Here is a 14187-nt window from a genome sequence, read left to right on the forward strand (position 1 = left end):
ACAGGTGCGCGCCCCGCAGACCACCCCGGCCCCGACCTCGAACGCGGCCCCGACCTCCGGTGGCGCCAAGCCGTCCGCCGAGGACGAGACCAAGGTGCTGCGCGGACCCGCCGCGGCGGTCGTGAAGAACATGTCGGCCTCGCTGGCCGTCCCCACCGCTACCTCGGTGCGCGCCATCCCGGCGAAGCTGATGATCGACAACCGGCTGGTCATCAACAACCACCTGGCCCGCACCCGCGGTGGCAAGATCTCCTTCACCCACCTGCTGGGTTACGCCATCGTGCAGGGCATCAAGGCCTTCCCGAACATGAACCGGCACTTCGCCGAGGTCGACGGGAAGCCGAACGCGGTCACCCCCGCGCACACCAATCTCGGTCTGGCCATCGACCTTCCGGGCAAGGACGGCAGCCGTGCGCTGGCGGTCGCGGCCATCAAGAACGCCGAGGGCATGACCTTCGCGCAGTTCCACAGCGCGTACGAGGACGTCGTGCGCCGCGCCCGTGACGGCAAGCTGACCAACGACGACTTCGCCGGTGTCACCATCTCGCTGACCAACCCCGGCACCATCGGCACCAATCACTCGGTGCCGCGACTCATGCAGGGGCAGGGCGCGATCATCGGCGCCGGCGCCATGGAGTACCCGGCCGAGTTCCAGGGCATGAGCGATCAGCAACTCGCCGAAATGGGTATCGGCAAGCTGATGACGCTGACCTCCACCTACGACCACCGCATCATCCAGGGCGCGGAGTCCGGCGACTTCCTGCGGACCGTCCACAACCTGCTGATCTCCGACGAGTTCTACGACGAGATCTTCCACGGCATGGGTGTCCCCTATGAGCCGGTCCGCTGGCGCAAGGACATTCAGGAACGCGGCATCGACAAGTCGACCCGCGTGCAGGAGATGATCAACGCCTACCGCAGCCGCGGCCACCTGATGGCCGACACCGACCCGCTGCGGCTGGTGAAGGACAAGTTCCGCTCGCATCCCGACCTGGATGTCACCCAGCACGGCCTGACCCTGTGGGACCTGGACCGCGAATTCAATGTCGCGGGCTTCCACGGGCAGGAGCGCATGAAGCTGCGCGACGTGCTGTCCATCCTGCGCGACGCCTACGCCCGCCACGTGGGTGTGGAGTACACCCACATCCTGGATCCCGAGCAGCTCAAGTGGATTCAGGAGCGCGTGGAGCAGAAGCACGCGAAACCCACTGTGGCCGAGCAGAAGTACATCATGTCCCGGCTCAACGCGGCCGAGGCGTTCGAGACCTTCCTGCAGACCAAGTACGTGGGCCAGAAGCGGTTCTCGCTGGAAGGCGCCGAGTCGGTCATCCCGATGATGGACGCCGTCATCGACCAGTGCGCCGAGTACGCCCTCGACGAGGTCATCATCGGTATGCCGCACCGCGGCCGCCTGAACGTGCTGGCCAATATCGTCGGCAAGCCCTACTCGAAGATCTTCACCGAGTTCGAGGGCAACATGAACCCGGCCGCCACCCACGGCTCCGGCGACGTGAAGTACCACCTCGGCGCGCGCGGCACCTACCTGCAGATGTTCGGCGACAACGAGATCGAGGTCTCGCTGACCGCCAACCCCTCGCACCTCGAGGCCGTCGACCCGGTGCTGGAGGGTCTGGTCCGCGCCAAGCAGGACCTGCTCACCAAGGAAGACATCGTCACCAAGGGAGAAGAGGCGCGGTCGTTCTCGGTCGTGCCGCTCATGCTGCACGGTGACGCGGCCTTCGCCGGCCAGGGTGTCGTGGCCGAGACCCTGAACCTGTCGGGTCTGCGCGGCTACCGCACCGGCGGCACCGTGCACATCGTGGTGAACAACCAGATCGGCTTCACCACCGCGCCCGAGTACTCACGCTCCACCGAATACTCCACCGACATCGCGAAGTTCATCGGCGCCCCGATCTTCCACGTGAACGGCGACGACCCGGAAGCCTGCGTGTGGGTGGCCAAGCTGGCCGTCGACTACCGGCAGAAGTTCCAGCGCGATGTCGTGATCGACATGATCTGCTACCGCCGGCGCGGCCACAACGAGGGCGACGACCCGTCGATGACCCAGCCGGGCATGTACGACGTGATCGACACCAAGCGCTCGGTCCGCAAGGCGTACACCGAGAGCCTGATCGGCCGTGGCGACATCTCCATGAAGGAAGCCGAAGACGCCCTGCGGGACTACCAGGGTCAGCTGGAGCGGATCTTCAACGAGGTGCGCGAGCTGGAGAAGTTCCCGCCGGAGCCGTCGGAGTCGGTCGAGGACGAGCAGCAGCTGCCGCCGAACCTCGTGACCTCCGTGGACAAGACGGTGCTGCAGCGCATCGGCGACGCGTTCGTGAACGTGCCCGAGGGCTTCAGCGTGCACCCCCGTGTCAAGCCGGTGCTGGAGAAGCGCCGCGAGATGGCCTACGAGGGCAAGATCGACTGGGCCATGGCCGAGCTGCTGGCCTTCGGCACGCTCATCGACGAGGGCAAGGCCGTCCGCCTGACCGGTCAGGACTCCCGCCGCGGCACCTTCTCGCAGCGGCACTCGGTGATCATCGACCGCAAGAACGGCGACGAGTACACCCCGCTGCACAACATCGGGTCCAAGAACCCGGGCTGGTTCGCGGTGCACGACTCGGCGCTGTCGGAGTACGCGGCGGTCGGCTTCGAGTACGGCTACTCGCTGGGCAACCCGGACGCACTCGTGTTGTGGGAGGCGCAGTTCGGTGACTTCGTCAACGGCGCGCAGTCCATCATCGACGAGTTCATCTCCTCCGGTGAGGCCAAGTGGGGTCAGCTTTCCGAGGTCGTGCTGCTGCTGCCGCACGGTCACGAGGGCCAGGGCCCGGACCACACCTCGGGTCGTATCGAGCGCTTCCTGCAGCTGTGCGCCGAGGGTTCGATGACGGTGGCCGTCCCGTCCACCCCGTCGAACTACTTCCACCTGCTGCGCCGCCACGCCCTGGACGGCATCCGCCGCCCGCTGGTGGTCTTCACCCCGAAGTCCATGCTGCGCAACAAGGCCGTGATCTCCGAGGTCGAGGACTTCACGGACAACAAGTTCCGTACCGTGCTCGAGGAGCCCACCTACGAGTCGGGCAACGGCGACCGCTCCAAGGTCAAGCGTGTGCTGCTCACCTCCGGCAAGATCTACTACGAGCTGGTGGCCGAGAAGAACAAGCACAGCCGCGACGACGTGGCCATCGTGCGCGTCGAGCAGCTGTACCCGATTCCGAAGTTCCGCCTCAATGAGGCGCTGGAGCAGTACCCGAACGCCAGTGACCTGGCGTGGGTGCAGGAGGAGCCGGCCAACCAGGGTGCGTGGCCGTTCTTCGGCCTGAACCTGCCGGAGATCCTGCCCGCCCGCTTCGGCAAGCTGCGCCGCATCTCGCGTCGCGCCATGTCGGCCCCGTCCTCGGGTTCGTCCAAGGTGCACGCCGTGGAGCAGCAGGAGATCATCGACGAGGCGTTCTCCCCGACCGCCTGATCATCGAATCCCAGTGCGGGGCCGGAACTCTCACGAGTTCCGGCCCCGCGCCGTTTCCGGGCCTTCGCGGCAGGCAGTATTACAGAACCCGAGTGTCGCGGGCGCTGAACCGGGCTTCGTCCATTGTGACCATGGACGAGCAGAGCACGCCGATCACCGCCAGTTCATCAACCTTGCGTCGTATCTCCGGCCGAGTCCAATAGTGGGACATGACCGACTGGTCGAGCAGGTAGTGCGGGCGATCGCTGACGGGCGTCATCGGTGCTGCGCGTCAGCGGCTTCGGCGAGTTCCTCGTCGGTTAGGCATGGGTTGTTGTGGTCCATGTGCTTCAGGCGCACACGGGCGGGACTACTTCTCCTGCGCCTCCGCGTCGGACTTGGCGTCGGCCGCCCCCTTCAGGTCCCAGACCGCCATCATGGCGGCGATACCCTCGGCGGCGGTGGTGTCCTGGTTGGCGGAATCCTGATCGGACATGGCGGGTACCTCTTTCTGCTACTTCCCGAGCGAAAGTTGATGCTACCGGCCGGAATTGCTGGCCGCCTGCCGGGAAATGGCCTGCGACAAGGCATTTCACCGCAGTCGTGATGGTCGTCACAGCGCGAGGTCACCCGTGGGTCGGGGTTGCCCCGGGCATGTTCCGAGCCGTATATTCCACGTGGAATATTTGGTGCGGATCATGTCTGTGGCCGGTGTCAGTATCGAACGGTCAGGAGAACGGAGGCCCGGGTGGCGAAGAAGCAGCCGATACCAGCGCTGACGCCTTTGGCGATCGCGGTGCTCGCGCTGCTCGAAGAACGGCCGATGCACCCGTACGAGATGTATCAACTCCTGATCAACCGCCACGAGGACGAGCTGGTGAAGATCAAGCCGGGCTCGCTGTACCACACCGTCGCCCGGCTGGCCGAGCAGGAACTGGTCCTGGCCGAGGGCACCGATCGTGCCGGTAACCGGCCCGAACGCACCACCTACCGGATCCGGACCGCCGGCCGCGCGGCGCTGCGGGCTCGCATCGCGGAGATCCTGCGGCAGCCCGTGAAGGAGTATCCGATCTTTCCGGTGGCGCTGGCCGAAGCGCACAATCTGCCCGTGGCCGAAGTCGCGGCCCTGCTGCGCGAACGCATCGCCTGGATCGACGGCCGGATCACCGAACTCGAGGCACTGCGCGAGTGGGCGACCAACCGGCAGGTGCCCCGGCGGTACTGGGTCGCCATCGACTATGTGCACGACCTCGCCGTGACCGAGGCCCGCTGGCTGCGCGGCTTCATCGACGACCTGGATAGCGGCGCGCTGGAGTGGGAGAGCTTCGACCCCGAAGGCGAACGCTGCGTCCCCGAGGAAACCAGGGGCCCCGACTGGGGCGCGGGCCTCACCGCCGAGGACCTGGCCGCAGTCCGCACCAACCACCCGAGATAGGAACTCGAATCCCATGTCCACTCAACGTAATCCGTGGCTCGCGCTATACGCGCTGGTCGTCGGGTTCTTCATGATCCTGCTGGACATGACCATCGTCGCGGTGGCCAATCCGGCGATCATGAAGGACCTGAACGCCGATGTGTCCCAGGTCATCTGGGTCACCTCCGCCTACCTGCTGGCCTACGCGGTACCGCTGCTGGTCACCGGACGGCTCGGGGACCGCTTCGGCCCCAAGAACATCTACCTCGGCGGTCTCGCCGTGTTCACCCTGGCCTCGCTGTGGTGCGCCGAATCGACCAGCATCAACATGCTGATCGCGGCCCGCGCCGTGCAGGGCCTGGGCGCGGCGCTCATGACGCCGCAGACCATGGCGGTCATCACCCGTACCTTCCCGCCGGACAAGCGCGGCGCGGCCATGGGCCTGTGGGGCGGCGTGGCCGGTTTGGCCACCCTGGTCGGCCCGATCCTGGGCGGCGTTCTGGTGGACTGGCAGGGCTGGCAGTGGATCTTCTACGTGAACGTGCCGATCGGCATCGTCGCCTTCGCGCTGGCCTTCTGGCTGGTGCCGGCGCTGCCCACGCACCAGCACAAGTTCGACCTGGTCGGCGTGGTGCTCTCGGGCATCGGCATGTTCCTGCTGGTGTTCGGCATCCAGGAGGGCAACTCCCATCACTGGGACGCCTGGATCTGGGCCATGATCATCGCCGGTCTGGCGGTGCTGGGTCTGTTCATCGTGAACCAGGCCCGCAACACCGGTGAGCCGCTGGTCCCGCTGAGCCTGTTCAAGGACCGCAACTTCGCGCTGTCCAACCTGGCCATCGCGTCCATGGGTGCGACGGTGACGGGCGTGTTCGTGCCCGCCTACTTCTACCTGCAGCAGGTGCACGGCATGACGCCGACCCGCTCGGCACTGGTGTTCGCTCCGATGGCCATTCTGACCGGTGTGTTCGCGCCGATCATCGGCAAGATCTCGGACAAGGTCGCGCCGCGCGTCATCCCGACGATCGGTTTCGCGGCGTTCTCGGCGACCCTGTTCGCTTTCGCCGTCCTGATGAAGCCGGACGGGTCGATCCCGATCTTCATGATCGTGGGCGGTGTCGCGGGTATCGCGAACGCCTGCATCTGGGCGCCGCTGGCCACCACCGCAACCCACAATCTGCCGGTGCAGCAGGCCGGTGCGGGCGCGGGCGTCTACAACACCACCCGGCAGGTCGGTTCGGTGCTGGGCTCGGCCGCGATCAGCGCCCTGCTGTCGGCGCGGATCGCGGCGCAGGGTCTGCAGAGCGGGCCGATCGGTGAGGGCGGCGGCGGCAAGAGCCTGCGCGATCTGCCGGCCGTGATCCGCGATCCGCTGCTGGAGAAGATCAGCACCGCGCTGAGCCAGTCCATGTACCTGCCCGCCCTGATCCTGCTGATCGGTGTGGCCGCGTCGGCCCTGTTCATCGGGCACGGCAAGGCGGCGGGTGGCCGGAGCGACGACGATATGGCGAAGGCCGACATCGGGGCGCACTGATCCGCTGGCTATCGAAAAGCGCTGTCCGCCGGGGATTTTCCGGTGGGCAGCGCTTTTTGCGCTGCGAACTCAGCCGATGCGCACGGTGAGCGAGGGATATCCGGTCGCGCCGTCGGGCACGACATCCTGTTCCCGGTCGGTCTGGGTCTCCCCCGTGCCGTCGATGGCGCGCGCCCACACCGTGTGCACCCCGCTGCTGCCGGTGGCGTCCCAGTCGTAGGCCCACTGCACCCAGGTGTCGATGGACGGGGCCACCGCCAGCCGCGCGGGCCGCCAATCCCCTTGGTCGATACGGACTTCCACGCCGCGAATGCCGCGATGCTGCGCCCAGGCCACCCCGGCGACAGTGACCTTCCCCGGGGCGATGGTGCCGCGCCGAGGCGTGTCGATGCGGCATTCGGTCTTGATCGGGCCCTTGGCCGACCAGCCGCGCTTGGTCCAGAACGCCTCGGCGCGATCGAATCTGGTGATCTCCAGCTCGGTCACCCACTTGGTGGCCGACACGTAGCCGTAGAGGCCGGGCACCACCAGTCGCGCGGGATAGCCGTGCGCGGTGGGCAGCGGTTCGCCGTTCATGCCGACGGCCAGCATGGCGTCGCGGCCGTCCATCAGCACGGCGAGCGGGCTGCCCGCGGTGAAGCCGTCGATGCTGCGCGAGAGCACCATGTCGGCATCGGGATGCGGTCCGGCCGCGGCGATCAGCTCGTCGAGCCGGTAGCCGAGCCAGCGGGCATTGCCGATCAGATCACCGCCGACCGGATTGGACACGCAGGCCAGCGTGACCAGGCGTTCGATGGGGGTCTTGGCGGCGAGATCGGCGTAGCTCAAACGGATCTCGCGATCGACCATGCCGTGGATGCGCAGCGACCAGTCGTCCTTGCTGACCTGCGGCACGGTGAGCGCGGTGTCGATGCGATAGAAGTCGGCGTTCGGGGTGAGATACGAAGTAAGCCCGGGAATCTGGAGATCCGCGCCCGGTTCGACCGACGGCGTCGTGGTCGGCGAGGGCAGCTGGACGTCCGCCCGCTCGGCCGACACGTCGCGCGACCGCAGGCCGATGATCCGGCCCGCGACGCCACCGACCGCCGCCGCCGCTCCCGCGATCGCGATTCCGCGCACCACCTGCCGCCGCTCTACCGCCAGCTCAGCGGGTGAAAGCCGCTGCGGCTCGGCGGTTTCCGCGGCCGCGGCCGTCTCCGCGAATTCATCCAACCGGGTGATCCGCCCGATCAGGCTGCGCAGCACCAGAATTCCGGCGATCATGCCGAGAATCGATGGGAGGGCCCAGGTCCAGGCCGCATTGGGGCGGCCGAGCGCGGCAATGGTGGACAGCAGCCCGAAGATCGCGAACAGGATCGACCCGAGCGGCAGCTGCTCCCGCTCCACGATCCCGGCGACGGCGGCCAGCACCACGGCGGCCACCCCCATGCACACGAACAGCAGCACTTTGTCATTGGTGCCGACCAGGCCGATGATCCACTCGCGGAATCCGTCCGGCGTGTGGTCGACGATCCAGGCCCCGACCGCCTGCAGGGGCGTGCTGTCCGGGCTGACCAGGACGGACACCAGCTCCGCCAGGCCCAGGGTGACTCCGCCGGCGGCGATACCGCCGGCCGTCCGTAATGCGCGATCCGCCACGAAACCGACCCTACTGCGCGAGTCGGGTCGTGGACCGGGTCGGAGGATTACGGAAGCGTGACGCCGGTCCTCAGCCGGCCCGCGCCCGCAGTGCCACGGCGGCGATCCCGGCCATGACCAGCAGGCTGCCGCCCGCGACGGCGAAGGCGTGGTGCAGGCCGGTCACGCTCAGGCCGACGAAGGCGAAGAACGCGACCGCACCGGCGGCGAAACCGCGATGGCCGAATAGCGCGAGTGAATCACATCTGGGCGTTGCCGGTGTAGTTGACCATCCACGGCACCGAGAACTTGTCGGTGAGCATGCCGAACGCCTCGGCCCACTGGACCGGGCCGAAGGGCATCTCCACCTTGCCGCCCTTCGCGAGCTCGTTGAACAGGCGCTCGGCGTCGGCGGCGGAGTCGGTCTCGATTTGAACCGTGAAGCCGGGCTTGGAGTTGTCGATCTCGCTGCCGGGCGGGCAGTCGGAGACCATGAGGATATTGGTCGCGCTCAGCGGCAGCTGGGCGTTGGCGACCCGGTTCCGCACGTCCTCGGGCATGTCGGCCGGGGTCTCGCCCATATCGCTGAAGCGGGTGATGGCCGCCTCGCCACCGAAGACGGACTGGTAGAACGTGATGGCCTCTTCGGCATCGCCGTTGAACAGCAGGTACGGGTTCAAAGCGGGCATGGAGTTCCTCCTCGATCGTTTCGGGCGGGTGCGGCGGCACCCGGACAGTAGGACCGGGGAGCCACGCGAAAATCATCGGTCCCCCCGCCGGAATCTCGGGTGAACCGACGAGGAATTCGTCGAATCAGTCGGTGGCCCGGTGGCGCTGGTAGTAGCGGGCGACCCGGACCCGGTTGCCGCAGCGCTCGGGCGAGCACCACTGGCGGCGCGGATGGGCGGGCAGGAAGAGCATGACGCAGTCCTCCGCACCGCACTGCCGCAGCCGATCGATGGCCGGATCGGTGAGCAGGGTCGCGGCGGCGTCGGCCAGGTGCGCGGCCAGCCGAGCGCCCGGATCACCGAGGCGTGCCACGGTTTCGGTGACGGCATCACCGTTCCAGTCCAGGCGGCGGATGGCCGGTGCGGCCGACTGCGCTTGGGCGAGGCCGCGCAGCGCGGCGGCCGGTGGGCGGTGGCCGTGCAGCATCGCGTCGAGCGCGGCCGCGGTGTGCTCGCGGACGGCGTGAACGGCGGCCAGGTCGGCGCCGGTGAGGCGCTGCGGCGGCGGCTCGGGTAGCCGATCGGCCTCCAGGCGTAGCCAATCCGCCAGCCGTTGAGGGGTTTCCAGCAGGTCGGCGCCGGTGGGCCGGGTGTTCACCAGGTCCAGGGCGAGGGGTTCACCGATCAGCGGTTCGAGATCAGCCATGCCGCTAATGCTACCTCGAGCCGTTGACACATTAGGTCGGATCGGCGTAGAACTAATGCAACATCGCCGACAGAAAGCATGTGACACCGTGAGTACACTCCCCCGGGTCCTGAACCCGCTCCCCACCGTCCGGCACGGCCACCTCGAGGTCGAGGGCGTCGAGGTCTTCTACCGGGAGTCGGCGCCCGCCCGTGCGGACGCCCCGGTCCTGTTGCTACTGCACGGTTTTCCCACCGCGTCCCACCAGTTCCGCCGTCTCATCGACGCCCTCGGGGATCGCTACCGCCTCATCGCCCCCGACTATCCGGGATTCGGAAACACCGTCGTTCCCCCGGATTTCGACTACAGCTTCGACCGGCTGGCCGACATCACCGAGGGTTTCGTCCAGGGACTGGGCCTGACCAGCTTCGCCCTGTACATCTTCGACTTCGGCGCGCCCATCGGCCTGCGGCTGGCCACCCGGCATCCGGAGTGGATCACCGGCCTCGTCATCCAGAACGGCAATGCCTACGAGGCCGGATTGTCCGAGGCCGCACAGGGTTTCGTCGCCCTGCGCCCCGACCACGAGGGCGACGAGGACGTCATCCGCGGCCTGCTCACCCTCGAGGGCACGCGCGGCCAATACGAAACGGGCGTCCCGGACCCCGCCGTGCTCGATCCCGATGCCTGGACCCTGGACCAGCACTACCTCGATCTCCCCGGCCGCAAGGAGGCCCAGGTGGCCCTGGCCTTCGACTACAAGTCGAATGTGGCCCGCTATCCCGAATGGCAGTCGTGGCTGCGGACATTCGCCCCGCCGGCCCTCATTACGTGGGGCGCGAACGACCCCTTCTTCCCGGCCCCCGGCGCGCACGCCTACCTGACCGACCTGCCCGAGGCCGAACTCCACCTGTTCGATACGGGCCACTTCGCCCTGGAGACCCACCTATCCGGCATCGCCCCACTCATCGCCGATTTCCTCGACCGCCTACCCCTGACGCTCGGTCGCTGAGACGAGACCCCACGACGACAGACCTCACGCGGGTGCACAAAGGCAAGGGCCCGCGGAAATCCGCGGGCCCCTTGCCTTTTCGAGTTCTGATGACGCCGCTCAGGAGTTGTAGATCGCGTCCACGTCGGCCGCGTACTGCTTCATCACGACCGCGCGCTTCAGGGAGAGCTTCGGGGTGAGCTCGCCGCCCTCCTGGGTCCAGTCGACCGGGAGAATACGGACCTTCTTGATCGCCTCGGCGTGCGAGACCAGCTTGTTGGTGGCCGCGACCGCGTCATTGATCTCGCCGACCAGGGCCGGGTTCTCGATGAGGTGCTCGATCGGGGTGTCGGCCGGAATGCCGTTGCGCGCCTTCCACGCCGGCAGAGCTTCCGGGTCGAGGGTGACGAGCGCGCCGATGAAGGGCTGACCGTCACCGACCACCATGACCTGGCTGATCAGCGCGTTCTGCCGCAGCGAGTCCTCGAGCATGGCCGGGGAGACGTTCTTGCCGCCGGCGGTGACCAGGATCTCCTTCTTGCGACCGGTGATCGCGATGAAGCCCTGCTCGTCGATGGCGCCGAGGTCGCCGGTCTTGAACCAGCCGTCCGCGTCGAAGGCCTCGGCGCTGGCCTCGGGGTTGTTCCAGTAGCCGCCGAACACGACCGGGCCGCGGATGAGCAGCTCGCCGTCCTCGGCGACCTTGGCGCCGTGGCCGGGCAGCGGGCGGCCGACCGAACCGACCTTGATGAACTTGGGGGTGTTCACCGAGACGGCGGCGGTGGACTCGGTGAGGCCGTAGCCCTCGTAGATGGTGACGCCGGCGCCGCGGAAGTAGTGGCCCAGGCGCGAACCCAGCGGACCGCCACCGGAGACGGCGGACTCGCACTGACCGCCCATGGCCTCGCGCAGCTTGGAGTACACCAGCTTGTCGAACAGCATGTGCTGCAGCTTGAGCACGATGTTCGGGCCGCCGTTCTGCAGCGACTGGCTGTACTGGATGGCGATCTCGGTGGCGTAGTCGAAGATCTTGCCCTTGCCGCCGTCGTGCGCCTTCTGCTTGGCGCCGTTGAACACCTTCTCGAAGACGCGCGGCACCGAGAGGATGAAGTTCGGCTGGTACTGCCCGAACTGTTCGACCAGGGTGGACCAGTCGGCGGTGTGGGCGACGGTGACACCGGCGTCGAAGGCGGCCAGCGCGACCGCGCGGGCGAAGACGTGGGCCAGCGGCAGGAACAGCAGCGACTTGCGGCCGGGCCGCAGGAACTCGCTCATGGCGGAGCGGTCGGCGGCCGACTCGGCGAACAGGTTCGCGTGCGAGAGCATGACGCCCTTGGGCCGGCCGGTGGTGCCGGAGGTGTAGATGAGCGTAGCCGGGGAGGCGGCCTCCACCTGGGCGCGGCGCTCGTGCACCACGGCGTCGTCGAGTTCGGCGCCGCGGGCGACGAGTTCGGCGATGGCGCCCTTGTCGATCTGCAGCACCTCGCGCAGGCTGTCGAGACCGCCTTCGATCTCGGCGATGGTGGCGCGATGCTTGTCGTTCTGGACGACGGTGAGCTTGGTGGCCGAGTCCTCGAGGATCCAGCGCGCCTGCTCGGCGGAGGAGGAGTCGTAGATGGCGACGGTACAGCCGCCGGCCGCCCAGATGGCGAAGTCGAGCACGACCCACTCGTAGCTGGTCTGAGCCATGATGGCGACGCGGTCACCGAGCTCGATGCCGGCGGCAACAAGTCCCTTGGCCACGTCGGTCACGGTTTTGGCGAACTCCGCCGCCGTGACGTCGTTCCAGCCGCCCTTGCCATCCGGAATGTTGAAGACGACCAGGTTGGGGGTCTTCTCGGCATGCCGGAACGCACCGTCCGACATGTTGGCGTTCTCCGGAATGGTGTAGGTAGCCGGGACTTCGAACTCTCGCATCGCTGCCCTTCCACAGTGGGTTTACTGGCGGGTAATTTACGCCACCTTTACAGGTAACTCCCGGCGGACCGCCCGAACCTGTTCTCGGACGGTCCTTCGATAGCTTTCGCCTCTATCCTATTGACCGGGTTTGCGCAGGCCGAAGCGCCTTCCGCAGAAACTCACCGAGCTCCTGTGTCACCTGTGCGGCCGGGGCGACCAGACCCGCCTGCAACTGGGATACGTGCCAGAGTCCGCGGGTCTCGGTGAACTCGGTCGGCACGCCCGCCGCGCGCAGTTGGGCGACCAGCCGCGTGCACTGTTCGTGCAGCATTTCGTCCACATCGGCCTGGACATAGGTGGGCGGCAGCCCGCGCAGTTCGCCGAGCAGCGGCGCGTAGCCGGCGTCGGCGCCGTCGCCACCGCCCAGGTAGGCGGCCGCGCACGCCCGCGACCACGGCTTGTTGATGACCAGGTCGCGGTCGCGCGCAGGCACTTCGTTGGGGTTGCCCCACGGCGCGATCAGCCCCAGCGCCGCCGGGCTCATGGCGTGCCGGTCGCGCAGCCGTGTGGCCAGTGCGAGCGAGAGCCCGCCACCGGCCGAATCACCGGCCACCGCGATGCGGTCCGGCCGATACCCGAAGGCCACCAGTTCCAGGAAGGCCGCCTCGGCGTCCTCGAGCGCCGCCGGGAACGGATGCTCGGGGGCCAGGCGGTAGTCCAGAACCTTGACGGCGCAACCGGTTTCACGCGCCAGGAAGCCCGCCAGCCCTCGGTGGGTGGCCGGCGAGCCGACGGTGTAGCCGCCGCCGTGCAGGTACAGCACGGTGGCGCTGTCGGAGACCGGCCCGACCGTCACGTGTTCGGCCGGGCGGCCGCCGAGCTCGACACGCTCGATTTGGGTGCCTCGCGGCCCGCGCTGCGCCACCGCGCCCCAATCCATCAGCGCCCGTTGGACACTGAACGGGAGCCGGTGGTGGAGCATGATCCGGAAGACCGGATTCAGGGCTGCGCGGACGACGGGCAGGGGCAGTCTCACATCGGGCATGTCCGGATGTCCTCCACAGTCACTCTGTTACGGCAGGAAGCGCTTCTGCACCACCGCGGAGATGCGCTGGTAGTACGAGGCGGTGGTGCGCACGAACAGGTCGAGGGCCTTGGCCTCCCAGCCGATGAGCACCCGGCCGTGGCCCTTGCGGACCGCCTCGGTGATGGTCTGCGCGGCCATCTCCGGGGTGTGCAGCGCCAGCTTGCTGTCGAAGAGGCTGGCCAGGTTCTTCTGGTCGAGCCCCTCGGCGACGGTGGCGTTGCGGGCCACGGCGGTCTTGATGCCGCCGGGGTGCACGCAGGTGACCTTGACCGGGGTGCCGTTCATGAGCATTTCCTGGCGCAGCGCCTCGGTGAAGCCGCGGACCGCGAATTTGGCCGAGTTGTAGGCGCTCTGGCCGGGGATCGCGATCAGGCCGAACAGGCTGGACACGTTCACGACGTGGCCGTCACCGGATTCGATGAGGTACGGCAGGAACGCCTTGGTGCCGTTGACGACGCCCCAGAAGTCGACGTCCATGATGCGCTCGATGTCCTTGAAGGCAGTGTCGAGCACATCGCCGTGGTGGGCGATGCCGGCGTTGTTGTAGATCTGGTTGACCTTGCCGAAGTGCTTCTTCACCTCGTCGGCGTAGTGCAGTACGGCTTCGCGCTCGGCCACGTTGAGCCGGTCGGATTTGACCTGGACGCCGTACTTCTCGCAGCGTCGCACGGTTTCGGCGAGACCCTCGGCGTCGATGTCGGACAGCGCCAGGCGCGCGCCGCGCCGGGCCAGGTTCTCGGCCAGTGCCCGGCCGATGCCGGATCCCGCGCCGGTGATCACGCAGACCTTGTCCTTGAAGTAAGCATCGTTGCTCACGATTACCGCTTTCGGTTGTTGG

At 67.7% G+C, this 14187-nt stretch carries 11 protein-coding genes; 4 read left to right on the forward strand and 7 right to left on the reverse strand.

Translation table 11 applies throughout. The annotated features are described in order from the left end of the window. Positions 1 to 3475 (forward strand): multifunctional oxoglutarate decarboxylase/oxoglutarate dehydrogenase thiamine pyrophosphate-binding subunit/dihydrolipoyllysine-residue succinyltransferase subunit (locus tag ON33_RS22835; RefSeq protein WP_051152665.1); only part of this gene is annotated, 3475 nt, incomplete at its 5' end. A gap of 349 nt (positions 3476 to 3824) precedes the next feature. On the opposite strand, the gene ON33_RS44060 is transcribed toward ON33_RS22835, so the two are convergent. Beyond that, positions 3825 to 3950 carry a hypothetical protein gene (locus tag ON33_RS44060; protein ID WP_281033231.1) on the reverse strand — a complete coding sequence of 42 codons (126 nt, stop codon included), beginning with the start codon at positions 3948 to 3950 and terminating at the stop codon, positions 3825 to 3827. A gap of 252 nt (positions 3951 to 4202) precedes the next feature. On the opposite strand from ON33_RS44060, the gene ON33_RS22845 reads away from it, so the two are divergent. Continuing rightward, entirely contained in the window at positions 4203 to 4889 is a 687-nt protein-coding gene (locus ON33_RS22845) for a PadR family transcriptional regulator (RefSeq protein ID WP_051152666.1), read from the forward strand. Between the two features lie 13 nt (positions 4890 to 4902). Continuing rightward, the gene (locus tag ON33_RS22850; RefSeq protein WP_040861109.1) at positions 4903 to 6402 is read left to right on the forward strand and encodes a DHA2 family efflux MFS transporter permease subunit; all 1500 of its coding nucleotides are present in this window, start codon (positions 4903 to 4905) and stop codon (positions 6400 to 6402) included. 69 nt (positions 6403 to 6471) lie between these two features. Here the strand turns inward: ON33_RS22850 and ON33_RS22855 are convergent, their stop codons facing one another. The 3 genes from ON33_RS22855 to ON33_RS22865 all read right to left on the reverse strand — a co-directional run bounded on the left by ON33_RS22855 (position 6472) and on the right by ON33_RS22865 (position 9393). Next, a complete protein-coding gene (locus ON33_RS22855) occupies positions 6472 to 8040 on the reverse strand; it encodes a molybdopterin-dependent oxidoreductase (protein WP_040861110.1) in 1569 nt (522 codons plus the stop codon). Positions 8041 to 8279: 239 nt separating this feature from the next. Next, on the reverse strand, positions 8280 to 8708 hold the full coding sequence (locus tag ON33_RS22860; protein ID WP_040861111.1) for a VOC family protein: 429 nt from the start codon (positions 8706 to 8708) through the stop codon (positions 8280 to 8282). 124 nt (positions 8709 to 8832) lie between these two features. Then, complete coding sequence (locus ON33_RS22865; RefSeq protein ID WP_040861112.1) at positions 8833 to 9393, reverse strand: CGNR zinc finger domain-containing protein; 561 nt, start codon at positions 9391 to 9393, stop codon at positions 8833 to 8835. 88 nt (positions 9394 to 9481) lie between these two features. Here ON33_RS22865 and ON33_RS22870 point away from each other — a divergent pair, with 88 nt between their 5' ends. Further along, entirely contained in the window at positions 9482 to 10384 is a 903-nt protein-coding gene (locus ON33_RS22870) for an alpha/beta fold hydrolase (RefSeq protein ID WP_245550670.1), read from the forward strand. 99 nt (positions 10385 to 10483) lie between these two features. Here the strand turns inward: ON33_RS22870 and ON33_RS22875 are convergent, their stop codons facing one another. The 3 genes from ON33_RS22875 to ON33_RS22885 form a co-directional block, all read right to left on the reverse strand. Continuing rightward, a complete protein-coding gene (locus ON33_RS22875; RefSeq protein ID WP_040861113.1) occupies positions 10484 to 12280 on the reverse strand; it encodes an AMP-dependent synthetase/ligase in 1797 nt (598 codons plus the stop codon). Between the two features lie 112 nt (positions 12281 to 12392). Further along, the gene (locus ON33_RS22880; protein WP_040861114.1) at positions 12393 to 13307 is read right to left on the reverse strand and encodes an alpha/beta hydrolase; all 915 of its coding nucleotides are present in this window, start codon (positions 13305 to 13307) and stop codon (positions 12393 to 12395) included. Positions 13308 to 13334: 27 nt separating this feature from the next. Beyond that, positions 13335 to 14165, reverse strand: a complete 831-nt coding sequence (locus ON33_RS22885; protein WP_040861115.1) for an SDR family NAD(P)-dependent oxidoreductase — start codon at positions 14163 to 14165, stop codon at positions 13335 to 13337. Positions 14166 to 14187 lie beyond the last annotated feature (22 nt).

The sequence above is a fragment of the Nocardia niigatensis NBRC 100131 genome, from assembly GCF_000308655.1.
Taxonomy (GTDB): Bacteria; Actinomycetota; Actinomycetes; order Mycobacteriales; family Mycobacteriaceae; genus Nocardia; species Nocardia niigatensis.